The sequence below is a fragment of the Streptosporangium pseudovulgare genome, assembly GCF_014648055.1.
Classification (GTDB): domain Bacteria; phylum Actinomycetota; class Actinomycetes; order Streptosporangiales; family Streptosporangiaceae; genus Streptosporangium; species Streptosporangium pseudovulgare.
The window spans coordinates 150,669-175,120 of record NZ_BMQJ01000010.1; the positions used below are offsets into that span (position 1 = coordinate 150,669).

Below are 24,452 nucleotides of genomic sequence, written 5' to 3' on the forward strand. Positions count from 1 at the left end.
TCATGCCGCACCCCGCTCCTTCCCCTCGCGACGGTGTTCCTGTGTGATCCACCTCTTCCCTTCCGCGGCGATCCCCTCCAGTACGTGCAACGTACGGCGAAGGCCCGAAGCATCCAGCGTCGCCTCGAACACCGTTCCGGGTTCCTCTCCCTGCTGGAGTTCCTCCGTCTCCGGCTCCGTCACCTTGACACGGACTTCTTGACCGTTGACGAGCGCAAGCTCGAACACCTGCCCGCCGTCGTTCCCCTGGCTCACCCGTACGGCTGCGATCGTCTCGAAGCGATAGTTGGCCCGCCGCAAGATATGAGACGAGCCTTGATCGAAGTCGAGCGCGGCAGTGATCTCGCGTACTCCATCCGTGGTGAGAAGGAATATGAGAAGTTGGTATTTCTTGTAGCGCCAGGGGCCGTTCCGTACCCGCGCACGGACGCCTGAGGCGGCGGGTGTCTCGATGAAGGCGTGGGCGATGACGTCGCTTATCTTCAGCCTGTAGTGCTGCAACGCTTCGTTCAACAGCACTTTCCGGTCGCAGTCCAGCCACGCGGCCATTTCCCGGTCCTTGGGCTTGTCGGCCAGCTTCGCCCGCCACCGGGCGAGGGCCGCCTCGTCGGTCTCCTTCACCTGCATGCTCTCCACCGTGTCGGCTGCATACCTGCGACGCTCCAGGATGATGTGCAGCCAGGCGCGGGCGGCGATCCATCCGCTTGCGAGTGCGATGCTCGTTGAGCAGACCGCACTCAGAGGACTGGCCGACACCGCGCCACCCACCGCCCAAAGCCCTCCGGCGACGAAGACGACCGATCCGAGGAGTGTCACTGCCTTTGCTGATGGAGGCGTGGCGAGTTCCTCGCGGTAGCTCCAGAGTGTGCCTTTCTCCCAGTGTTTCTTGGCGTCACCGGCTCGATGCCGGATCAGCCAGGCGATCTTCTCGACGCCGATCCTCTTCTCCCGGTATACCTCGACCACCTCGTCGCGGATACTTCTACGAATTCCCGCCGTCGTGGCCAGCCAGAAATCACGATCGACACCGCGTGGAACGTATTTGGCGAAGTAGTAATCGAAACGGTGGTCCACCTGCCGTGCGAAGCCGTCGGGTGGTGCGTTGGTTGCGCGCTGCCGGGGTGTCCCGTATTCCTTGTCCTTTGTACGGCGTCGTACGACGCGGAAGCGCCACTCCACACCGTCGCGGACGCCGAAGAAGCCGCCGATGATGCTCAGTAGGTATGCGAGAAGCGCGGCGATCCGGCCTGCCTGGACCAGCAGGTAGCCGATGTGCACCGTCGCCCCGGCGAGGACGGCCGTCGCCGCCACCGCCTGGACCCAGACGGACGGGGGTATCGCGGCCGGCTGCGGGTTGCGGGCCTGCGGCCTGGTCGGACTCGGCTCGAAGAACTTCCAGACCCGGCTCACCCGGTCGCCGGTCATTCGCTCTGTCTCAGCAAGTTTCCATACCTGATGCCATATCTGGTCCTTGAGTGACCCCTCAAGGAACGACTCCAGATGCCGCAGAATCAAGGTGCGCTGGAGCGGACCGAGCGCGTCGACCTTCTTCATCAGGACGCGGCTGTCCACATCGGATTTCCCTGCGGAGTCCAGCAGGCGGTGAAGGACCGTCAGTCCTTTCGCCCACTCGTCGTCACCGGTGATATGCCGCCTGCTCTGCGCGTTCTGGAGCATGGCGACCTCTTCTTTGGACAGTTCACGCCGCGTTCTGCCGCTCACCAGGGCGAGCAGGCGGTAGAAACGGACCCTGTCGGTGTGGTACCCGGCCATGAAGGCTTCGTCGATGAGCTGTCGCGCCCGCTCGGCCATGTCACCGTCGAGGCACCGGACACCGGTCTCGAATTTATCCCGGGGCGAGGCGTCCGCGAACGTCATGTAGGTGTTGACGTCGCCGTGGACCGTTCCCGCCTGCGTTCCGACATACGCGGAGCCATCGGCGGTGTTCGTCGTGGAAGCGCCCGGAGCCGTCATGACAACCCCTGGGCCAGGCCGATGATGATCGCCAGCTCCGCGGCCAGTTCCGCCACGTCGCCGATGAGCCCGCGCAGCTTCTTGAGCGCCAGCGTCAGCGTGCCCCGACTCTGCGGCGTGTCTGTCTCCAGTGTCTTGTCGGCTACGGCGAGTTCCGCCTCGGCCGCCGTGTAGGTGTCGTCGTCCAGGTGACCGGCGGCCCGCGCCCGCTGGAGCCGGGTGCGGAAATCGGCGAGCGCCTCAGCCAGGTCGGCCGGCGGGGCCGGCTCCGGGGTGATCCGGATCCCGCCGTACACGGTGCCGGCCTGCACTCCCACCCGTGCGTTCCCCTTCGCGACGTTCCTGATCGTCTCGGGCATCGCCGGCCTCCTCGTCTCGGTTGTCGTACGCCGGGCGTCGTCCCGCGCCTCGGCGGCCAGTTCCTCGGCCAGGGACACGGCGAACGCCGCCGCGTTGGCCACCGCCCGCTGCTGCCACCGCTCGCGGTCGGTGTCCTCCTTGGTGCCGTCGGCCCGGTCGCTGATGCCCCGGACCACGACCACCGGCAGCGACCGGTTCAGATGCCCGGCCTGCGCCACGCCGGCGCCCTCCATCTCGACCGCCTGAGCGTCGTTGTAGTGCTCCCGGATCCAGCGGGCGTGCGCGGAGACCTTGGAGTTCAGCACCACCTCTCCGGCGGCGATCGGTGCGAAGCGCACCTCGCAGCTCTGGCCGTCGGCGGGAAGACGGCGTTTCCAGGAACCGTCACGGGCGAGGTGCCGGGCGGCCTGGTCGGCGGCGTGTGAGATGTCCCAGGCGCGGGGACGGCTCTTGAGACCGTCGTCCTCGCTCGTTCCGCCGTGGTACGCGTAGACCCGCGTCGCCACCACCACGTCACCGAGAGCGATGTGGGGGTACAGGGCACCCGCCACCCCCACGAAGAGCAGGGCGGCCGGGGCGAACTCGGTGATGGCGCGTTCGGCCAGTACCGCTGCGGCCTGGTTGCCCATGCCCACGTGGGCCAGGGCCACCTGGCACCGGCCGTCCGCGAGCCGGCCGACCTCGAAGCGGGTGCCCTGTGGATGCCGATGCGTCTGCGGATCGACCAGTTTCTCGCGGACCGCCTGATACTCCAGGTCCAGCGCGGTAAGGATCACGATCGGGGGACGGCTCACTTCACTGCTCCTTCTGTGCTCGACGACTCGGCAGGCCGGACCATCGGCGGATACAGGACCGCGCGCGGGCCGGCTTTGAACAGTCGGGCCGGTCGTCCGGTCGCGGCCTTCCGGGCCGAGCCGACCGGGACGATGAAGCCATCGGTCTTCTGGACCTTGCGATAGAAGTTCCGGGGGTCGAGGGGGATCCCCCATACGGCCTCGTACACCTCCTGAAGCTCGGTGATCGTGAAGATCGGCCCGCAGAACGCCGTCGCGAGCGCGGAGTGCTCGAGTTTGACGCGGGCGCGTTCGACGCCGTCCGCGACGATCCGCCGGTGGTCGAAGGCGAGCTCCAGATCTCCGGAGAGCACCCGGTCGACCGGCTGCCACCTGGCGTCGGCCGCGTCCGTACCGGCGGTCGGCTCGGGAAGGCGCGGCGCGATCGCCAGGTAGGCCACCGACACCACCCGGCCGCGCGGGTCACGGCCCGGCTCGCCGTACACGCCCAGCTGTTCCAGGGGCAGGGTCTCGGCGTCCAGGTTCGCCTCCTCCAGCAGCTCCCGGTGGGCGGCTGCGGTGAGGTCTTCCTCAAGGTGCCCAAGGAATCCGCCGGGCAGCGCCGCCGCGCCCCTGTACGGTTCGACGCCGCGCTCGACGAGCAGCACGTGCAACCGTGATCTGCGCAACGTCAGGATCACGAGGTCGACGGCGAGCGGTACGGCGGGGGCCACCCAGCGATCGTCGGTCATGTGGTGAGACTAGTTTTTTGTCACTCTGACAGAAATGGGAGTCACAACACTGTGCCGTCCACGAGAGGTCAGTTGCGGGTGAGGACCCACGAGCCGTCGGCGTGGACGGTGACCAGGCGGGTGCCCGACGGCAGCAGGGCCTTGCCCCGGTAGGAACCGATCTCGTTGAACAGCAGGTCGCCGTAGGAGCCGGGGCGGGTGTAGCTGTGGACGATGAAGTTGCCCTCGCCGGTGAAGGACGAGCGGACGGTCCGCAGGCCGCGGGTGGGGGAGAGCTTGAGCACGTGGTCGCCGGTGCCGCGGACGGTTCCGGCGCACCAGCAGCGGGCCTTGCTCAGCGGCTTGAACACCGCGCTCCACGCGCCGTCGGCCTTGATCTCCAGGGCCGCAGTCCCCTTCCCTCCTTGGGCGTTGTACAGGACCGTTCCGCTGTAGGGGCCGATCTCGTTGACCAGCAGCTCCTGCTTCTTCCCGACCGGGGTGACGGTGAAGACGATGAAGTTGGCCTCGCCGTCGTGCCGGAACTGCAGCAGGCCGGGGGTCTTGGTGGTGCGGACGCGGACGACCTCGTCGCCCTCGCCCCGGTAGGTGGTGTCGGCGTGGGCCGCGCCGGCGCTCACGGCGCCGGTGGTGAGGGTGGCGCCGACCAGGACGAGTACGGCGAGCACGCGCTTGAACATGAGGCTCCTTGTCGGGGAGGTGGGACCTGCCTCGATGCGAGACGGGCCCGGATCGGTCCGGCCTCCGCCCGGGGACCGGGAGGAGACGCCGGGGGAGAACGCGATGGAGGGAGGTTCCGGGGAGACGGCGGGGAGCTGCCGGGGAGGGCAGGGAGGCGGTGATGGAGGTGCCTGAGAGAGGTGCCGGGGGTGAGCGGAGGAAGCTGTGGGGAGGTGGCGTCAGGCGGCCGCGGGCAGCCGATGCCAGGACGACAGGAACGACGAGACGAGCCCGGCGGCCCGCTCGGTCACGTCGAACCTCTCCGTGACCGAGCGGCGGGCGATGGAGGCCAGTGAGTCGGCCGCCTCGTTGAGCAGGTGCCCGGAGTGCCCCTTGACGTGCCGGACGCTGAGTCCGCCGAGTCCCGCGACGTGCTCGGCCAGACGCACCAGGGCCGGTGGGCCGCAGCGCCGGGGGCGCAGGTCGTAGCCCTCGGGCATGCGCTCCACCTCGCCCCGCTGCCAGGCCCGCAGGAGCTCCAGCGCGCCCGTGCTGTCGACCAGCAGCACGTCGGGGCCAGGGGCGCCCCGCAGCAGCAGGTCGACGGCCCGCAACTCGTTGACCAGGACCTTCGCCGGTCCGGTGGGATCGTGCCGGTCGGTGGGACGGCCGCACAGGCCCCAATGCCCATCGCTGGTGATGTAGCCGAGCCCGCCGACCCGGTTCTTCCAGCTCGCGTCGGTGGCCGCCGTCAGCGGTCCCGTGGCGGGCCACCGTACCGGCACCCGGCCGTGGCGACCCGGGACGCCCCGGACCGACCGCAGGCCGCCGCGCCCGCAACCGGTCGTGTGCTCGACCGGCCGGGTGCTCCGCTCGGCCAGTGACAGCAGCCGATCCGCCGCCCCGAGGTCGCCGAAGGACACGGCGGCGAAGGCCAGGCGGACGGACTCGCAGGCGTTCGCGCAGCCGGAACAGCCCGGACGGCGGGGCAGGCGGGTCGCGTAGAGCTTGAGGGACTCGGCCCGGCGTGCCAGGGCGGCGGGGAGCATGGCGACGCCCGCCCGGAACTCGTCGATGCGCATGGGGGAGATGCTCACGAGCCATCGTTCCCTTCGTCGATGGTGCGGTGTGACCGACGCCACTCAGTGAAGCACGTGTTGACACAATCAACCAACATTTTTCACGACATTGCCTCCATGGGACGGCTGCCACTAGGGTTCGGTTTACAACCAGGAGGCGAGACGGAAGGCGGCCGACATGCGGCGGGACGTCCAGGTGACCGCTGCCGACATCGCGCGGCTGGCCGGGGTGGGCCGGGCGGCGGTGAGCAACTGGCGGCGCCGGTTCGCCGACTTCCCGCAACCCGTTGGCGGTACGGCCACCAGCCCCGCCTTCTCCCTGGCGGAGGTCCGCGCCTGGCTGCTCTCACCCGGCTCGCCCGGTTCCTCCGGCCATGACCGGGAGCTGCCGTCCGACGAGTGGCTCTGGCAGGATCTGCGGGCCGTCGCCGATGACGACGACCTCGCCGACCTGATCGCCGATCTCGGCGCGTTCCTCGTCTACACGCACCGCCGCGCCCGCGACTGGGCGGAGCTCGCGGCCGGCGACGACGCGGCGGTCGCCGCCACTCTGCCCGAGAGGGTCCGCGAGGTCATGCCGGTCTTCCCCGCCGTCCTGCCCCCGGACCAGGTGCCGCTGGTCCGTGCCGTCGCCCGGCTCGGCACCGAGCGCGGCGCATCCGGAGCCTTCGAGTTCCTGTGCGAACGCTACTTCGAGACGCACTCCCGGCGGCTCCACCCCACCCCGCGCGAGATCACCGAGCTGAGCCTGGAACTGGCCGGTCTCGGCGCAGAGGTGCCGACCGGTCCCCGGGTCCCCGGTGACGCCGGACAAGAACCGGCCGGTTCGCGGGTCCGCGGCGTCCCCGGCCCGGAGTCGCCGGATCGGCGGGTCCGCAGTGTCCTCGATCCGGTCTGCGGCGCCGGCGACCACCTCCTCGCGGCGCTGGACCGCTCATCCGCCGTCCGCGTCATGGGTCAGGAGGCCGACCCGGCCGTCGCCAGGCTCACCGCCGTACGGCTCGCCCTGCGTGGTGACGACACCGACGTCCGTACCGGAGACTCCCTGCGCGCCGACGCCTTCCCCGGCGAGACCGCCGACGCGGTGGTGTGCAACCCGCCGTTCAACGACCGCGCCTGGGGCTACGAGGAGCTGGCCTCCGACCCGCGCTGGGAGTACGGCCTGCCGCCCCGGATGGAGTCCGAGCTCGCCTGGGTCCAGCACGCACTGGCCCACCTGCGGCCGGACGGCGTCGCCGTACTGCTGATGCCGCCGGCCGTGGGCAACCGCAGGTCCGGCCGTCGCATCCGCGGTCAGTTGCTGCGCCGCGGCGCGCTGCGCGCCGTCATCGGGCTGCCCACCGGAGCCGTCCCCAACGTCGCGGTCGCCCTGAACCTGTGGGTGCTGCGCAGGCCCGCCGAACCCCGCACCCCCGGCCACGTCCTGATGGCCGACACCTCGGGCCGACCTGAGGACTACGCCGAGGCGGCCGTCGCGGCCTGGCGGCGGTTCGACGCCGGGGAGGAACTGGACGAGCCCGGGGTGAGCCGCGCGGTCCCGGTCATCGACCTGCTGGACGACGAGATCGACCTGACCCCCGCCCGCCACCTGTCCACCGCCGCGCACCTGCCGCCCGAGCGGGTCACCGGGACCCGTGACCGCCTCGCCGACCTGCTGCGCACCGTCGCCGAACTGGTCCCCGCCGTCCGGACCGAACCGCGTGACCTGCCGCTCGTGCCGCTGTCGGAACTCCTGCGGCGCGGCATGCTCACCCTCCACCAGCAGTCGCCCGTCCGCCCCGGCGAGGAGACCGAGGTGGCCGACGGCTCCGCCGTGCTGACCGCCGAGGACGTGGTGCTGGACCGGCCGCCCTCCGGCCGGACCCCTGGCCACGCGGTGCGGCGGGAGATCCTGACCCGGCCGGGCGACGTCGCGGTGCCCCAGATCGTCCGCGTCCCCGTCGCCCGGGTCCTCACCCGGGGCGGCTCCGTACTCGGCACCCAGCTTCACCTGCTGCGGCCCGACCCCGAGGTGCTGGACGCCGACTTCCTGGCCGGCTTCCTGAGCGGCCCGGCCAACCTCCGCCACTACGGCCCGGCGTCCAACACCGGCATCCGCGTGGACGTCCGCCGGGCCGAGGTGCCGCTGCTGCCCATCGAGGAACAGCGCGCGTACGGCGAGGCGTTCCGGCGGCTGGCCTCCTTCTCCGCCGCGCTGCGGGAGACGGCCGAACTGGGAGAGAATCTGATCCGGCTGACCGCCGACGGGCTCACCCACGGCGGCCTCCGGCCGCCCGCCGATGACAACTCGTCCGGCCCCCCGCACGACGTGAAGAAGGAGAGCCGTGAGCGGTAACCACCAGAGGTACGCGGACTTCATCTGGTCGGTCGCCGACCTGCTGCGCGGCGACTACCGCCAGTCGGAGTACGGCAAGGTCATCCTGCCCTTCACCCTGCTGCGCCGCATCGACTGCGTGCTCGCCCCCACCAAGCAGGCGGTCCTGGCCAGAGCCGGGGAGTTGGAGGACCGGGGCCTGCCGGAGCAGGCGGTGGACCGGATGCTGCGTGATGTGGCCGGGGCGAGCTTCTACAACCGCAGCCCCCTCGACTTCGGCAGGTTCGTCGGCGACGCCGAGAACGTCGCGCGGAACCTCCGCGCCTACATCGGCGGGTTCTCCGGCGGCGCCGCCGAGGTGCTGGAGAGGTACCGCTTCGACGAGCAGATCACCCGCCTCGACGAGGCCGGGCTGCTCTACCTCGTGACCGGCAAGTTCGCTGAGATCGACCTGCACCCGGACGTCGTCGACAACCACCAGATGGGTTACATCTTCGAGGAGCTCATCCGGAGGTTCTCCGAGATCTCCAACGAGACCGCGGGAGAGCACTTCACCCCCCGCGAGGTCATCAAGCTGATGGTCAACCTCCTCATGGCCCCCGACGACGCGGACATCATGACGCCGGGCATCGTCCGCACGATCTACGACCCGGCCTGCGGCACCGGCGGCATCCTGTCGGCGGCCGAGGAGCACATCACCCGTTACAACACCCACGCCACGGTGAAGGTCCACGGCCAGGAGCTCAACCCCGAGTCGTGGGCCATCTGCCGCTCCGACATGATGCTCAAGGGCCAGGACCCCTCCCAGATCATCCTCGGCAACTCCTTCGTCCACCGCGGCCACGCCGACAAGAGGTTCGACTACCTCATGGCCAACCCGCCGTTCGGCGTGGAATGGAAGAAGGTGCAGAGGCAGGTCGAGGACGAGGCCCGCGACCTCGGCTGGGCCGGCCGGTTCGGCGCGGGGACACCCCGGATCAACGACGGCTCGTTCCTCTTCCTCCAGCACATGATCTCCCACATGAAGCCGGTCGACCAGGGCGGCTCCCGCATCGCGATCGTCTTCAACGGCTCCCCGCTGTTCACCGGCGCGGCCGGCTCGGGGGAGTCGGAGATCCGCCGCTGGATCCTGGAGAACGACTGGCTGGAAGCCATCGTCGCCCTGCCCGACCAGCTCTTCTACAACACCGGCATCTCCACCTACTTCTGGATCCTGTCCAACCGCAAGGCTCCCGCCCTGAAGGACAAGGTGATCCTGCTGGACGCCCGGGAGTGCTGGACGAAGATGCGCAAGTCCCTCGGCGACAAGCGCAAGATGATCCCCGACGAGCGGATCGACGAGCTGACCGCGATCTACAAGGACGCCCTCGCCATCGCGGCCGACGCCGACCACGAGCACCACGCCAAGGTGAAGATCTTCCCGCGCCACGCCTTCGGCTACCAGCGCGTCACCGTCGAACGCCCGCTCCGCCAGCGCTTCGAGGTCACCGATGCGACCGCCGACGCGGTCGCCGAGGCCAAGGCCGTCGCCAGGTTCGACCACCGCGACGCGCTGCTCGCCGCCCTGCGCTCCCTGTCCGGTACGGCATGCGGCACCAAACTGGAGTTCGCCGGCAAACTGGACGCCGCCCTCGCCGAGCACGGCCTGAGCAAGCTCCCCGCCCCGGTGGAGAAGGCGGTCTGGGCCGAGGTCGCGGTCAGCGACCCCGAGGGCCAGCTCCAGACCGACCGGAAGAACAACCCGCTGCCCGATCCGGATCTGCGGGACAACGAGAACGTGCCGCTGACGTCGATGAACTCCACCCCGGCGGAGCGGGAGGCGGAGATCGAGGAGTACCTGCGCCGCGAGGTGCTGCCGCACGTGCCGGACGCGTGGGTGGACCACTCGAAGACGAAGCTGGGGTTCGAGATCCCGTTCACCCGGCACTTCTACGTGTACACGCCGCCGCGGCCGTTGGAGGAGATCGACGCGGAGCTTCGCGAGCTGGAGGCCGAGATCCAGAAGCTCTTGGGTGAGGTGACTCGATGAGCGGCGCAGACCTGGCCCCGTGGCTCGCCCGGTCGAAATGGCCTACCGTCCCGATCAGGTACGTCGCCAAACTGGGCACGGGCCACACTCCGAGTCGCCAGCACCCGGAGTACTGGGAAGACTGCACCATCCCCTGGATCACCCTGGCCGACGTCTGGCAGCTCCGGGACGGAACGCGCGACACCGTCGTGGAGACCAAGGAGAAGATCAGCCGCCTCGGCCTCGCCAACTCGGCGGCGGTTCTCCACCCGGCGGGAACGGTCATCCTCTCCCGCACGGCGTCGGTCGGCTTCTCAGCGATCATGGGCCAGGACATGGCGACCAGCCAAGATTTCGCCACCTGGATCTGCGGCCCGAAGATCGAGCCGCGTTACCTGCTGCATGCTCTGAGGGCGATGGCGCCCGACCTTCGCAGGGTTGCGGCGGGGTCAACGCATAAGACGATCTATATGCCGGACATTGAGCAGTTGAGGATTCCTCTGCCCTCGGTTGAGGAGCAGCGTCGCATCGTTGATTTTCTTGGTGTCGAGATACCCCGCATCCAGCGAATTTTGAGCGCTCGTAGGCGCCAGATCGATCTAATCGAAGAAAGGTGCCTTGCTAGGGCATTCGACGCGATTCGCGGATTCGAGTATGCGGGCGATCGGGTGGATAGCGGTCTTTCCTGGCTAGGGGATATTCCGAAGTCATGGCCTGTGATGGCTGTGTCTAGTCAATTCGACGTGCAGCTGGGGAAAATGCTTAACCAGGATCGCGTGAGAGGAAGTCACCTTAAGCCTTACCTTCGTGTCGCCAACGTTCAATGGGATGAGATAGAAACGGACGATCTCCTTCTTATGGATTTTCCGCTGTCTGAGCGCCGGCGATACGAGGTGCTTCCGGGTGATCTCCTTATTTGCGAAGGGGGAAGCTATCCTGGCCGGGCGGCGGTCTGGGATGGGCGAATTCCTGAAATTTATTATCAGAAGGCGCTTCACCGTGCTAGATCCTATGGGCGCAGCTCGGTTCGCTGGCTTTACTACTGTCTTCGTGTGGCGCGATCCATGAGCGTATTTGAGGTTGAAGGAAATGCGACAACGATGACTCACCTTACGGGTGATCAGCTTGCTGCGCATAGGTTTCCTTTTCCCGACAGGAGCGTTCAGGATGAAATCCTTGAGGGGCTCGAAATTTCAGTAGAAAAAGATAAAAGGCTGGTACGCGCGCTGGAGCATCAACTTCACTTAATTGATGAGCGTAAGCAGTCGCTGATCACGGCGGCGGTCACGGGGCAGGTCGACGTCACGGCATCGTAAGAGGCCACGGTCTGGGCGACGCTCTTCTGCATCCAAGAGGCGGGCTTGTGAGCCTTGGGGCGCCTCTCGCTGAAGTGAAAAAATGCAGAGTTTGGTGTGCGCTGAAGTCCGGCAATTGCTGCACGTCCTGATGGTTCGCTCCGAGCGCTTCGTCTTTCTCGGAATGAATATGTTCAGCACGCTGAATCTCAGTTACCTTTAGTGTCCGATCGGTTGCGACCGGCGAGCGCTGGTTTATCGGCGCTGTCCTTGAAGTCCGGCAAGGAGGGCGAAATGGCCAACATCTACACCCCTCAGGCGATCTGGGGCCGGGAGCTTCGTCATTACCGCAAGGGGGCGGGCCTCACCCAGGGACAGCTCGCCCAGAAGGTCCACTTCAGTGAGTCACTGATCAGCGGAGTGGAGACCGGCCAGCTCCCCGCCAGCCCGGAGTTCGCCGAAACCTGCGACAAGGTCCTCAACACGGGCGGAGCCCTCCACCGTCTCCTCGACTGGCGGAAAGGCCAGATCTTCCCCTCGTGGTTCGGCCCCTGGAGGGAGAAGGAGCAGGAAGCCATCGCCCTCCGGACTTATCAGCCGCTCGTATTCCCCGGCCTGCTCCAGACGGAGGCGTACGCCCGCGTATTGCTGCGCGGGAACGAGGCGGCGGTGGAGGCCCGCATGGACCGGCAGGCCATCCTCAGCCGGCAGAGCCCGCGTCCGCCGTCCTTCCGGTGTGTGATCGATGAGGCGATGCTCTACCGCTCGGTCGGCGGGCCGGAGGTGATGCGAGAGCAACTGGAACGCCTCATGTCGATGACCGGCGAGCGCCTCAGCGTTCAGGTGATCCCGAACGGCATGCACTCGGGCTTGATGGGTGGCTTCGCAATCGCCACCCTGGAGACGGGCCGCGACGTGCTGTACGTGGAGACGGCCGTGCGCGGTATCACCACGAACGATCCCGAGGACGTCACTGTGGCCCTGGAGCGTTTCGACGCCATCCGGAGCGAGGCGCTACCGATCAACATGTCTATCGATCTCATCAAGAAGGCGGTAGTCGAGAAATGGACCTGAGCAACGCCAGGTGGGTCAAGTCAAGCTTCTCCGGAGACAATGGCGGAGACTGCGTTGAGGTCGTGGAGTTGACGAGCATCAGCGACGGCCCCGGTCACAAGGATGGGCACCCCGACCTGATCGCCGTACGCGACTCCAAGGACCCCGACGGCCCCAAGCTGTTCTTCACCCCCGCCGAGTGGGACGCCTTCCTCAACGGCGCCAAGGCCGGCGAGTTCGACCGCCACTGACCCGCTCTGGCCCTCCCGAGTCGTCGGCCGCCGAGTCACTCCCTCGGCGGCCGACGGGTCAAGGCTTCACCATCGAACGGATCTCCCTACTGCGACGCTCGTCAACCTGTTGGATCACCAGTCGCGAGTGGAGGCCCCTGAACGGGTCGGCCGCGGGCCGCGCATGGATTGTCTGCCTGAGGTGGGGTGGCTACGTTGTATCCGCGCATTGACCGGAGCATTTAGCCTTTTCCGCCCTTCCTGGGTGGATGGCCGGTCACAGCATGATTGAGGATCCGGCGTTCGCCTGATGACATAGAGAAGCTCTGGTAGACGAGTTGATTGCCATAATCACATCCATCACAATCAGGAGCTCCTGGTGCTGTTCTGCCGTGCTGCGGTCGATATGTCACGTTCCACGCTGAACTGCATGGCCGGAATCATCCGATGGCACCACACGACGGTCGGCACCCCTGGCGGCGGCTGAACCCCGGGCAGCAGGCCCTGCTCGTGTCCGTCCACCTGCGTAAGGGTGAGACGTCCGTCGGCTTCGGCGTCACTACGAGGCCGCACGAGGATGCAAAAGGTTCAATCATGTCGAAGAAGTGAAACTTTCCGTGGAGGCCACGATGCAGTCCGAGATCCCTCGCGAGATCCGCCAGGTGCGCCAGGCTCTGAAGAACGAGTTCACCGGCCTCATCGACATGAGCGATGTTGACAGCTCGCCTTCTCATCTCGAACAGCATTTTCTGAGCCGAGCACTCGCCGCGATCGTCTGCCGGAAGCTGCTCGGCTGCGACAGCGCGACGGCCGCGGCCTGCATCGTGGACGGTAAGGATGACCTTGGCATCGACGCAATCGCCGTCTCTGAAAGCAGCTTGAAAATCTGGCTCATCCAGAGCAAGTGGAGTGACGCCGGCAAGGAGAGGTTCGGCGTCGCCGAGGTGTTGAAGTTCCGTGAGGGACTGGAAGCCCTCGACCGAAAGCAGTATGGCTACTTCAACACCAAGGTCCAGGACCTCGCGGACCAGTTGAAAGCGGTATGGGGACACGCCGGCTTGTCGGTCACGATGGTCGTCGTGACCATGGGGGAGGGGGTGCTCCACCCTGACGTGATCACCCGCTTCGAGAAGATGAAGGCGGACTTCAATGGCCTCGATGAGGTCCTGAGCTACGAGGTACGGGGGTTGTCGAAGGTTTGGCAGATCGTCAAGGAAGACCAGGTCGCCCCCTCTGCCGACCTCGAGGCACAGTTGACCGAGTGGATCCACCTGGCCGGGCCGTTCGAGGCGTTCCAAGGGCGGGTACCCGTCGAGAACGTCTCCGAGTGGTTCGAGCAGCACAAGGAAAGGCTGTTCGAGCAGAACATCCGTAAGAATCTGGGTCTCACCAAGGTCAACCAGGGGCTTGTGGAGACTCTCATCTCGCGACCCGATGACTTCTGGTACTTCAACAACGGCATCACGGTCCTGTGTCGGACGGCCGAGCGAAAGGGCGGCAGCTACAGCACGAGACTGCCCTTAACCCTCGCGCTGGAGAGTGCGAGCGTGGTCAACGGCGCCCAGACGGTTGCTGCGATCCATGCCGCCATGCAGAAGGATCCGGAGAAGGTGTCCGAAGCGTTCGTGACGGTCAAGGTCGTCACGACCAAGAACTGCCCGGACGACTTCGGCCAGGAGGTCACCCGCGCCACCAACACCCAGAACCAGGTGGTGTCGCGGGACTTCGTCGCCCTGGACCGCGCCCAGTGGGCCATCCGCCTGGACTTCACTCTCAGCCTCGGCTTGGAGTACACGTTCAAGCGCGGCGAGGATGACCCCGCCGAGGACGCCGGCTGCTCTGTTGTCCAGGCGGCGCTGGCCCTGGCTTGTGCGCACGGCAACAGCGAACTCGCCGTACGGGCCAAGCAGAACCGGGACCTGCTCTGGGACTTCGGGCCGAAGGGCGCCTACGAAATTCTCTTCGGGCAGACGCCGCCGTCCGCCTTCCAGATCTGGCGTTCCGTGCTGATTTTTCGGCGGATCCAGGCAGCACTCAAGACGGAACGCACCGGGCTGGAGGGCCGGGCGCGCGTCATCGCCGACTACGGTGACCTGCTGGCGGTGCATCTCGTCTTCCGCCAACTGGACCTCGAGTTCATCGACGAGCCGGACGTGGACTGGGACCCGGTCCTTGATACGGCCTGGGATCTAACTGGGCCCACACTCAGTTGGCTGATCCATCACGTGGACGCCACGTTCGGTCCGACCTCGTTCGTCAGCAGCACCTTCGCCAATCCCGATCGTTGCAAGCTCCTGGTCCAGCGGGTGCTCGCTTCGCTCGCCACCGGTGCCGGAGTTCCGGAACTGCCCGCTGACTACTTTCCCGTGCCGGCTCCCGCGAAGCAGCGTCGCCGGAACGCCGTCCCGACTCTCGTGGACGCCGGAGCCATCGCTGACGGTGAGACGTTGTACTTCCAATTCGGGAACACGCGGGAGAAAGAGGCGCTCACCCCTTGGCTCTCGGAGCATCCCGAGGCACGCAACGCCACCTGGGTCAACCACCGGACAAAGCCTCTCCTGTGGGAATACGACGGGAAGACCTACTCCCCTACCGGGCTCGTCGCGGAGATCTGGAAGCAGGCGGGCTGGGATGACCATCCGGTCGCGGTGCAGGGCCCGAGCCGCTGGACGCCGAGAGGCAGGGAGAACCTCTGGGAACTGGCTAAGGAGATTCAGGACCGTGAGGAAGGCCTGTTCTGATACGGGCTAGGGGATCATGCCGCGGGCTTGGGAACCCCGAAAGAGCGCTCACGGCCAGGCGAGGAGCTGGAACCAGACGGACTTGCCGTATGGGTTGAGGGTCCAGCCCCAGTTGTGGGAGAGGTCTTCGACGATGGACAAGCCGCGGCCGGAGGTCTCCAGGTCGGACGGCCTGCGCATCCGGGGGATCTCGACGCAGGAGTCGTAGACGTCCACCACCAGCAGCGCCCCCAGCTTGCCGACCGTGACCCGGATGACGTTGCGGGCGGGGGCGTCGGCCGTGCCGTACGCCATGGCGTTGGTGGCCAGCTCCGAGACGAGCAACTCGGCGATCTCCGGGGCGTCCCCGAACGCGTCCCAGTCGCCGGCCGTGTCGCGTACGAAGCGGCGGACGGACGCCACGCTCCGCTCCGCGCGGGTGATCCACCGCTCGCCGAGCAGGAAAAGGTCCGGGTTGGGCGTGTAGTGGTATCTGCTCAGCGTCACGCACGCTTGGAGAGCCTCTTTCACGCTCTCTTTCTTTAACTCGGAATGCATGCGTTCAGCGTGCCCGGACGCGGTCGTGGCGGGCATCCGAACGGTTGCGAGCGGCGAGCGTTGAGGTTCACACCGTCGTCCTTGAAATCCGGCAAGAAGGGCATGGCGGCTGTCTGATCGGGCTTCCGCTGATACGTTCCTCCGGCGGCTTCCTCCGGCGGTCTCTTTTCCCTGGAAGGGCGTCCGTGAGTCGTTCCGCGTCCACTTCGACATCCGGAGGTCCGGTGCCCGATTCGCACATTCCCGCAGAGCCGTTGTCCCCGCCGGAGAGCGCGCCGGGAAGGAGGCGCATGCCGGTGGAGATAACGGCCTTGATGGTGCTCATGTGGCTTCAGACGGCCCTCGGAGTGGTGATGACCTTCATCGCGTTCGCCTTCCTCGTGATGATGGGGCTGCCCAGCCTCGACGTCCTGCCCTGGTACATCTACCTGTTCCTGGTTCCCTTGCTGGTGCCGGGTCCGCTGTCGGTCCTCATCGCCATGCGGCGACGGGGAGCCTGGGTGGCGGCCGTCGTGATCGAGGGACTCGCGGCTCTGGAGTACGGCGGCACCGCGTTCACGCTGTTCGGCGTGTTCAACATCGTCGTGGTGGGCGTGGCGCTTGCCCTTGCCATCCTTTTTATCCTGTTTCGTATCAATAGAACCGGTTGGTTTGAGCGGTAGAGGACACGAGGATCAGCCCGGCCCGCCATCGGCGGGCTGGGCTGACGCTTTTCCAGGACCTGTTCGGAGCGGTCGGCTAGATGCCGGGACTCTCATCGTTTCCGGATTAAGTTGCTTTTGTAGCGACCGTATAGCGGGAATGCCTGTTTTGGGAAACTTCAACGCCAGACCTTGATCCTGGATGACCTTGCGTGAGACTCTGGCGCATTGTGGCGGCGAATGCGACTGCGGAGTTGGAAGCGGCGTTGTCGCGGATCACCCAGCTCGGCCGGAGCCATGCGGCGGCACTGGACTCGTCCGTGCGGTACATGGCGGCCAACGCCTGGGTCGGCGGGGGAGCGCCGGCGTTCGCCCAGGCGCTCGCGGCTCGCCGTACGGCATTGCAGTCGGCCTTCCAGGACGTGGCCGAGGAGATGGCGCGGCGGATCAGGCAGCTCGGCGGCCAGGCACAGGTGCCCTCGTTCTCCACGTCGGTTGGCACGGCGGTGGCCCGGCCGTCCTCCTTCTCCGGAATGGACGTCGCCGCGATGGGCCGCCTGGTGGCCGACCTCCAGCGAGCCGGGCCGGAGCTGATCGGGGCCGGGCAGCGGCTCTCCGCCGAACTGTCGGCGCTGTGCGTCGCCTCGCCCTCCGTGCGGCAGGTCGGTGACGCCGGTGTCTGGGCCGAGGAGCAGGTTCGCGACCTGAGGCAGCGGCTGGCAGTGATCCAGCAGACCCACGACATCGGCACCGCCTCCCAGGCGACGGCCGCCTTCGGCCTGTTCGGCGGGCACGCGCCGGACGCCAACGGGGTGAACAAGCTGACCGCCGCCGCGGCCCGCGGGGACGCCATGGCGCTGAAGGCGCTGGTGGACCTGCAGAAGACCGGCAAGGACAAGACGCTCGCCGGACGGCTCAGTGTGTGGTGGCGGCAGCTCGGTCCACTGGCTCAGGGGCAGTTGATGAACGTCTCCCCGGGCTTGGTCGGCAGCCTGAACGGGCTCCCCGCCGTGGACCGGGACAAGGCCAACCGGGCGTATCTCGCCGCCCAGAAGTCCGCGATCCCGCCGGAGCTACAGCGTCTCCGCGCCTCCTCGGCCGCACTGAGGGCGGAGATGAAGAAGCTGAGTGACCAGATGGCGGGCATCCGTGACCCTTACCAGAAGTACGGTCTCAGCCAGAGACTGGAGCAACTGCGCGAGTCTTCGACGCGGCTGGAGGAGTCGATCGAGGAGCAGGAGCTGAAGATGCGGCAGCTCGCCGCGGTGGAGAAGGGGATGGCGCTCGGTGGGCAGAACGGTCGTCCCCCAGCTTTCCTGCTGCAACTGGAGCTGGGGGGCCCGGGTAAGACCGCCATCTCATTTGGAGATCCCGATGAGGCTGACAACTTGGTCGCCTACGTCCCCGGAACCGGAACCACTTTGGAAGGCTTCGCTGGGGACGCCAATCGTGCTGCCGTCATGTGGGACCAGGCGCGCAGGTTCCAGGAGAACAAGAAGATCGCATCTATCGCCTGGCTCGGCTACGAGGCTCCGCAGTGGGGATCGACTTTCAGCTTGACCAGGACGGTCGTCAACGACAACGCAGCCAAAGAAGGTGCTCCGGCGCTCGCCAGCTTCGCCGATGGCCTACGTGCCGCCCATGGTGCAGCCTCAGACGCCCGCCTCACCGTGCTTGGACACAGCTACGGCTCCACCGTCACAGGGCTGGCCGCCAAACAGCGCCCGGGTGCTTTCGCTGATCAGGTGATCTTTGTGGGAAGCCCTGGTGTGGGTGCCGCGAGAGCGAGAGACCTGGGGGTCGGCTCGGTATGGGTGGGAGAGGCTCCCAACGATCCGGTGGGAGACATAGGCTCCATGCCTCTTCAGCTCACCGGGACCCTTAACGACGATGCGCTGCACCTTCCTGCAATGAGCGGCCCACTTGGCGTAGACCCGAGTTCAGCCGAGTTCGGCGCCCGGCAGTTCTATGTCGAGGACTCAGGAGACGCCGCCTACACCTTCAAGGGACACTCGAAGTACTGGAGCGCTAACTCCATATCGCTTAAGAACATCGGATATTTGATTAACGGTAAGTACGACTCTCTTCAGGCGCCCCCTGCTACCCAGAGGCAGAGCCCTCCTTCTCCTGCCATGCCTCCCGCTCCACCAGTGAATGCGCTGACGACCGGAAGGCCGTTGCCGCAGCCTTCGCCAACCCCGGCCGGAGATTAGATGCCACGCCTCGCTGCGATACTCGTTGTTATTGCCATCCTCGTCACTGGCTGTACCGGAGGAGGAGGAGCTGTGCAGGAGCCCACGATGACCCAGGCTCAGGCGCTGGCTCGTGTCGAGCAGCTCATCAAGGAGACGACCGCGGTGATCACGCCGACGCCTCGGCTGGATCTTGATCGCCCCAGCCTCAACGTCAACAGTTGTCTCGATCCTACTGATGGAGGTTCCGAGGACCGCGTGGTGATCGCCCGCTCTTACTATTTGCGAGATATTCCCAGGGAGCAAGTGCCCGAAGTGGCTCGGCAGGTCGAGCAGTATTGGAAGCAGCAAGGTCACTACATCGGGGCGGTCTCCGCGAACGGCCTGAACATCTCAGGACGCTCTCGGCCTGACGACTTTCTGCTCTCCCTTGCGCCGACTGGCGACGATGACGTGTTGAACATAGGCGTCACCTCCCCTTGCGTCTGGCCCAACGGCACTCCCGGCCCCTCTTCCGCTGGCTGATACCTGTCTCACCCTCCGCTCTTCGAGTGCTCCCCTGGCCGCTGCCTCCGGGGTAACCACACCGCGGGAGCCCGCTTGGGGAGGAATGTTCGGAACGTTCCACCGATATCCCCCATCGCCCCGCGGCTTCTGTTTCAATTGTGGGCTCTGAAGTTTCCCATCCGAGGAACCCGAGACCCCCGAGAACCTCAGAACCCGAAGGACCGGTGACCGTGCCCCCCGTGCACCACGAGAAGGTCTTCGAGGACGCCATCGAGTCGGCGCTGATCGACGCGGGCTGGCTGAAGGGCTCGAACGACTTCTACGACCACGCTCTCGGGCTGAACCCGCAGGAACTGCTCGACTTCGTACGGGCGACGCAGCCCAAGGAGTGGCGGCGGCTGGTCGTCGCGCAGGCCGGAGACGAGGCGGGAGCCGCGCGGCGGCTGGCCGAGCGGGTGGCCAAGGCGATCGACGACGAGGGCGCGCTGGAGGTGCTGCGGCACGGCGTCAAGGACCGGGGCGTCCTCTTCCGGCTGGCCTACTTCCGGCCCGCGCACACCGTCGCCGCCGACGCGCTGGAACCGTACGGCAAGAACATCCTCAGCGTGGTTCGCCAGTTCCGCTACTCGGCGAAGACGACCGACACCCTCGACCTGGCCCTGTTCGTCAACGGGATCCCGGTCGCCACGGCCGAGCTGAAGAATCCGCTCACCGGCCAGACCGTCGAGGACGCCAAGCGGCAGTACCGCGAGGACCGCGACCCCCAGGAGCCGCTGTTCGCCCGGCGAGCGCTCGTCCACTTCGCCGTGGACCCGGACCTGGTGTTCGTCACCACTCGGCTGGCGGGGGAGCGGACCCGTTTCCTGCCGTTCAACATGGGTACGGCCGGCCCCGGCAAACCGGGCGGCGCGGGCAACCCTGATGGCCCCGGCGTGCTCGGCGCAGCCGACCTGGGTGATCCGTACGGCGCGGGCACCCCGGACGACCTGTACGGCGCGGGCACCCACCGGACCGCCTACCTCTGGACGCGGATCTGGCACCCCGACACCTGGCTCGACCTGCTCAGGCGGTTCCTGCACGTCGATGACGAGGACGTCAGGAAGGGCAAGGGCCGCAAGCCGTCCCCGGGCAAGGTTCACCGGCTGCCGCTGATCTTCCCCCGGTTCCACCAGTGGCACGCCGTGCAGACCCTGACCGGGCACGCCAGGCGGTACGGTGCCGGCCACAACTACCTCGTCCAGCACTCGGCGGGGTCGGGCAAGTCCAACACGATCGCCTGGCTCGCGCACGCGCTGTCCGGCCTGCACACCTCCGCCGCCCTCGCCGGGATCGACGAGACCGCGCTGGCCAAGGGATATGAGCCCAATCAGCCGGTCTTCGACAAGGTCATCGTGATCACCGACCGGGTGGTGCTGGACCGCCAGCTCCAGGAGACGATCTACCAGTTCGAGCACACGCCGGGTGTCGTCCGGCGGATCGACCAGCATTCCGACCAGCTCGCCGAGGCGCTGCAGGGGGAGACCGCCAAGGTCGTCATCACCACCCTGCAGAAGTTCCCCCACGTCCTGCAGAAGATCGAGGGCCTGCGCGGCAGGCGGTTCGCGGTCATCGTGGACGAGGCGCATTCGTCGCAGTCCGGCGAGGGGGCGGCGGCGCTCAAGCGGGTGCTGCTCAAGCTCGGCGGCGGCACCGCGTCCGGCGACGTGGCCGGCAGGGCGCCCGGTGACACGCCCGGTGCCGCGCCTGGCGACGCGGTCGGCGCCGCGAGCACCGACGACATCGACGAGGACGGCGACCTGCTGACCGCGAGCGCCCTTGCCCGGGGCAGGCACGACAACCTGTCGTACTTCGCGTTCACCGCGACGCCGAAGGGCAAGACGCTGACCCTCTTCGGCGTGCCCGGCGAGGACGGCAAGCCGCGTGCCTTCCACACCTACTCCATGCGGCAGGCGATCGAGGAGGGTTTCATCCTCGACGTGCTGAAGAACTACGTCACCTACGCGACGTTCTGGCGGCTGGCCAGCACCGAGCCCGGCGACCGCGAGGTCGACCGGCGCAAGGGGCAGGCGCTGCTCACCCGGTTCGCCGAGCTGCACCCGACGAGCATGCAGCAGCGGGCGCAGATCATCGTCGAGCACTTCCGCAGGCACACCGCCGGGCGGATGGGTGGCCGGGCCAAGGCCATGGTGGTCACCCGCTCACGCGAGCACGCCGTACGGCTCGGGCAGGCGATCCGCGACCACGTCGCCGCGAACGGTTACCCCGACTGCGGCACGCTCATCGCCTTCTCCCAGACGTTGAAGGTCGACGGGGTGGAGTACACCGAGACGCGCCTCAACGGCTTCAGCGAGCGGGAACTGCCGGAGCGGTTCGGCTACTGCCGCGCCGACGACCCCTCGCCGGGCGCGTCCGAGAAGGCGGAGTACCGGATCCTGGTCGTCGCCGACAAGTACCAGACCGGGTTCGACCAGCCGCTGCTGACCACGATGTACGTCGACAAGAAGCTCGCCGGGGTGGCGGCGGTGCAGACGCTGTCGCGGCTGAACCGCACGCACCGGCTCAAGTCGCAGGGCGATGTGTTCGTGCTCGACTTCGCCAACGAGGCCGAGGAGATCCAGGAGGCGTTCCGGCCGTACTACGAGGGCAGCGCCACCGAGCGGATCGATCCCAACCTGCTGTACACCCGCGAGGCCGCCGTGCTCGGGCACGCCCTGCTGGTGGAGTCGGAGATGCAGGCCCTGGCCGAGGGCTACCTGCGGGCCGAGCGGACCTCGGCGACCCGGCGGGAGCTGGAGAAGGCGCACGCCGAGCTGTACCGGCTGACCGGGCCCGCGGTGCGGCGCTTCGTCGAACGGCAGCGTGAGGACGCCGAGAACGGCGGGGACGCGGCCGAGGAGTTCCGTGGCGACCTGCGCGGATACGTCCGCCTGTACGGTTTCCTGTCGCAGGTCGTGCCGTACGTCGACCCGGACCTGGAGCGGCTGTACCTGTTCGGCCGCTTCCTGCTGAACCGGCTGCCGCGCCGGGAGGACCCGGCGGTGGACATCGGCGAGATCGACCTCACCCACCTGAGGATCAGCCTGACCGGTGAGCACGACATCAGCCTCCCCGAGGCGGAGGAGGTGACGATTCCCGGCCCGGACGGCGGGGGAGGCGCGGCCCCCGAGCCGGAGACGGCCTCGTTGCGCGACCTGATCGCCGCGTTCAACGACAGGTACGGCCTGGGCCTGTCGGAGGCGGACCAGGTCTGGGTGGAGCAGCAGTTCCGCGAGGCGGCGGGCGCCGACGCGCTCCGGCAGGCCGCCCTCGTCAACGATGAGGCCAACTTCGGCGAGGTGTTCGCCGACCACCTGGAGAAGGTCGTCATTGACCGGCACACCGGCAATACCGGCCTGATGCAGCGCTTCTACGACGACTCGCTGTTCCGGTCGCGGATCACCGAGATCGGGCGGCGGCAGGTCTACCGGATGATCCGCGACAGCGAGGGACTGTGACGGCCGCCGCACGCCTTCCCCGGAAAGGGGCGGCTCTCTTCCCGGAGGAGTCGGATTTCATCCCAAAGGGGACGGGTCTCTTCCCTCAGGGGGCGGAATTCCTCCAGGAGGAGATGGCTCTTCTCCTGGAAGGGAGAGGTTTTCTCCGAGAAGGGATCGGATTCTTCCCGCAGGAGACGGCTCTCTTGCCGAAGGGGACCGCGTGAACCGGGGAGACGTCGTCGGTGACCGGTACGAGCTGGCCGACTACCTCGGCCGCGGCGGTTACGGCGAGGTCTGGAAGGGCTTCGACCGGTCGCTGGACCGGCATGTCGCGGTCAAGTTCATCCGTACGGAGCGGTTCCCCACCCCGGAACTGCGTGAGGAGGCCGAGCGGCGATTCCGTCGTGAGGCCCGGGTCACCGCGCGGATCGGGCATCCCGGGGTGCCGGTCATCCATGACCTCGGCACCCATGACGGTGACCTCTACCTGGTGATGGAGCTCGTCGAGGGTTTCCGCGTCGACGACCTGATCGCCTGCCACCACCCGCTCCCGGTCGCCTGGGCGGCGGCGATCGCCGCTCAGATCTGCGCGGTCCTGACGGTCGCGCACGCCCGTTCGCTCATCCACCGGGACCTCAAGCCGACGAACCTGATCCTGTGTGCCGACGGCACGGTCAAGGTCCTCGACTTCGGCGTCGTCGCGATGCTGGGTTCGGCGGACGTCACGCAGATCACTCAGGACGGGCAGAACGTCGGCACACCGCACTACATGTCGCCCGAGCTGGCTGTCACGGGCCTGGCCGGCCCGCGAAGCGATCTGTACGCACTGGGCTGCGTGCTGCACGAGCTGCTGACCGGGTCGCGGGTTTTCGAGTCGGCGTACACCGCCGCCGAGGTCGGCCGCCACTACACCGAGGCGCTCGCTCCCTTGCGGTCGCTCCGCGCGGACGTGCCCGCCGAGATCGAACGGCTGGTCCTGGAGCTGCTGGCCAAGAGTGCCGCCGACCGGCCCGCGGACGCGGCGGAGGTGTACGGGAGGCTGCTGCCGTTCGTGACGGCCCCGCCGCCCCTGCCCGGCGTGACGGCCGCGCCGCCGTCGCCCGACCCGCTGCGGATGTACGCCGCCGTCGCCGAGCGTGTCGCCGAGACCGCGCTGACCGGCCTCGGTGTCCCGGTGCGAGACGCCGGACCCGGGCGGAGGCTCTCTGAGGCGGAGCTGCGGGCGGCGAACGAGCGCGCCGAGGAACTCGCCCTCGAAGGACGGTTCAGCCAGGCGGTCGAACTGCTCGAAGGCGCGCTCGCCGGGGCCGAGGACGTCCTTCCGTCGGAGGATCCGGTGGTCTTCGCGTTGCGCATGCGGCTGGCCGGCTCGCGCTTCGCCGTCAGGGACTACCGGCGGGCGGCCGAGGAGTACGACGACCTGCTGCCCCGGCTGTCGGAGCTGCTGGGAGCCGTCCACCCGGCGGTGCTGGGCTGCCGCCTCAACCGGGCGCTCTGCGCGGCGGCGCTCGGGCGGCACCGGGTCGCGCTCTCGCAGATGGACGGCCTGCTCCGCGACGCGCGACCGGCACTGGGAGATCGCGACGAGTTCGTCCTGGAGCTGCGCAGGGAACTCGGCACGCTCCTCACCCGGCTGGGCGACTACGACCGTGCGCGCGCGGTCCTGCGGCTCCTGCTCGCCGACCTGGAAGCCGAAAGCGGCGCCGGCCACCCCGACACCCGCGACGTCCGAGACCTGCTGCGGTCCCTCGAACGTGTTTCGCCGGCCCGGCCGGTGACGGATGTGGAAGGACGCCTCCGGCCCGAGGGCGACGGTGAACGCGGCGCGCGGCATCGGCCCTTCCGGTGAGGTCCGAAAGC

Annotated in this window: 17 protein-coding genes; 11 read left to right on the top strand and 6 right to left on the bottom strand. The window is 67.7% G+C overall.

Annotation, left to right across the window (positions count from 1 at the left end):
- From IEZ10_RS20740 to IEZ10_RS20760, 5 genes are all read right to left on the bottom strand, one after another.
- Positions 1–1,974: a hypothetical protein gene (locus IEZ10_RS20740; protein ID WP_189248154.1), complete on the bottom strand. Its 1,974-nt coding sequence runs from the start codon at positions 1,972–1,974 to the stop codon at positions 1–3.
- Entirely contained in the window at positions 1,971–3,128 is a 1,158-nt protein-coding gene (locus IEZ10_RS20745; RefSeq protein ID WP_189248155.1) for a 5'-methylthioadenosine/S-adenosylhomocysteine nucleosidase, read from the bottom strand. The genes IEZ10_RS20740 and IEZ10_RS20745 overlap by 4 nt, the downstream gene beginning before the upstream one ends.
- Complete coding sequence (locus tag IEZ10_RS20750) at positions 3,125–3,859, bottom strand: NUDIX hydrolase (RefSeq protein WP_189248156.1); 735 nt, start codon at positions 3,857–3,859, stop codon at positions 3,125–3,127. The genes IEZ10_RS20745 and IEZ10_RS20750 overlap by 4 nt, the downstream gene beginning before the upstream one ends.
- Positions 3,860–3,927: 68 nt before the next feature.
- A complete protein-coding gene (locus tag IEZ10_RS20755; RefSeq protein WP_189248157.1) occupies positions 3,928–4,539 on the bottom strand; it encodes a hypothetical protein in 612 nt (203 codons plus the stop codon).
- Between the two features lie 219 nt (positions 4,540–4,758).
- Positions 4,759–5,616 carry a hypothetical protein gene (locus IEZ10_RS20760; RefSeq protein ID WP_189248158.1) on the bottom strand — a complete coding sequence of 286 codons (858 nt, stop codon included), beginning with the start codon at positions 5,614–5,616 and terminating at the stop codon, positions 4,759–4,761.
- A 160-nt stretch (positions 5,617–5,776) separates the two neighbouring features.
- On the opposite strand from IEZ10_RS20760, the gene IEZ10_RS20765 reads away from it, so the two are divergent.
- The 6 genes from IEZ10_RS20765 (at position 5,777) to IEZ10_RS20790 (ending at position 15,239) form a co-directional block, all read left to right on the top strand.
- Positions 5,777–7,933: an N-6 DNA methylase gene (locus IEZ10_RS20765; RefSeq protein ID WP_189248159.1), complete on the top strand. Its 2,157-nt coding sequence runs from the start codon at positions 5,777–5,779 to the stop codon at positions 7,931–7,933.
- Positions 7,923–9,941, top strand: a complete 2,019-nt coding sequence (locus IEZ10_RS20770; protein WP_189248160.1) for a type I restriction-modification system subunit M — start codon at positions 7,923–7,925, stop codon at positions 9,939–9,941. Before IEZ10_RS20765 ends, IEZ10_RS20770 begins: the two co-directional genes overlap by 11 nt.
- Positions 9,938–11,236 (top strand): restriction endonuclease subunit S, encoded by a 1,299-nt coding sequence (locus IEZ10_RS20775; protein WP_189248161.1) that lies wholly within the window; start codon positions 9,938–9,940, stop codon positions 11,234–11,236. Before IEZ10_RS20770 ends, IEZ10_RS20775 begins: the two co-directional genes overlap by 4 nt.
- Before the next feature lie 273 nt (positions 11,237–11,509).
- Positions 11,510–12,289, top strand: coding sequence for a helix-turn-helix domain-containing protein (locus IEZ10_RS20780; RefSeq protein ID WP_189248162.1), 780 nt, complete (start codon positions 11,510–11,512; stop codon positions 12,287–12,289).
- Positions 12,280–12,519: a DUF397 domain-containing protein gene (locus IEZ10_RS20785; RefSeq protein WP_189248163.1), complete on the top strand. Its 240-nt coding sequence runs from the start codon at positions 12,280–12,282 to the stop codon at positions 12,517–12,519. Before IEZ10_RS20780 ends, IEZ10_RS20785 begins: the two co-directional genes overlap by 10 nt.
- 608 nt (positions 12,520–13,127) lie before the next feature.
- Entirely contained in the window at positions 13,128–15,239 is a 2,112-nt protein-coding gene (locus tag IEZ10_RS20790; RefSeq protein WP_189248164.1) for an AIPR family protein, read from the top strand.
- A 48-nt stretch (positions 15,240–15,287) separates the two neighbouring features.
- Here the strand turns inward: IEZ10_RS20790 and IEZ10_RS20795 are convergent, their stop codons facing one another.
- Positions 15,288–15,725, bottom strand: coding sequence for an ATP-binding protein (locus IEZ10_RS20795; protein WP_189248165.1), 438 nt, complete (start codon positions 15,723–15,725; stop codon positions 15,288–15,290).
- A 341-nt stretch (positions 15,726–16,066) separates the two neighbouring features.
- Between IEZ10_RS20795 and IEZ10_RS20800 the strand changes: the two genes are divergently transcribed.
- From IEZ10_RS20800 to IEZ10_RS20820, 5 genes are all read left to right on the top strand, one after another.
- Positions 16,067–16,438 carry a hypothetical protein gene (locus tag IEZ10_RS20800; protein WP_189248166.1) on the top strand — a complete coding sequence of 124 codons (372 nt, stop codon included), beginning with the start codon at positions 16,067–16,069 and terminating at the stop codon, positions 16,436–16,438.
- Between the two features lie 191 nt (positions 16,439–16,629).
- Positions 16,630–18,630, top strand: coding sequence for an alpha/beta hydrolase (locus IEZ10_RS20805; protein ID WP_229811468.1), 2,001 nt, complete (start codon positions 16,630–16,632; stop codon positions 18,628–18,630).
- An 87-nt stretch (positions 18,631–18,717) separates the two neighbouring features.
- Positions 18,718–19,134, top strand: a complete 417-nt coding sequence (locus IEZ10_RS20810; RefSeq protein WP_229811469.1) for a hypothetical protein — start codon at positions 18,718–18,720, stop codon at positions 19,132–19,134.
- Between the two features lie 206 nt (positions 19,135–19,340).
- Positions 19,341–22,610, top strand: a complete 3,270-nt coding sequence (locus tag IEZ10_RS20815) for a type I restriction endonuclease subunit R (protein WP_229811470.1) — start codon at positions 19,341–19,343, stop codon at positions 22,608–22,610.
- Positions 22,611–22,812: 202 nt separating this feature from the next.
- Positions 22,813–24,441: a serine/threonine-protein kinase gene (locus tag IEZ10_RS20820; protein ID WP_189248168.1), complete on the top strand. Its 1,629-nt coding sequence runs from the start codon at positions 22,813–22,815 to the stop codon at positions 24,439–24,441.
- Positions 24,442–24,452: the final 11 nt, after the last annotated feature.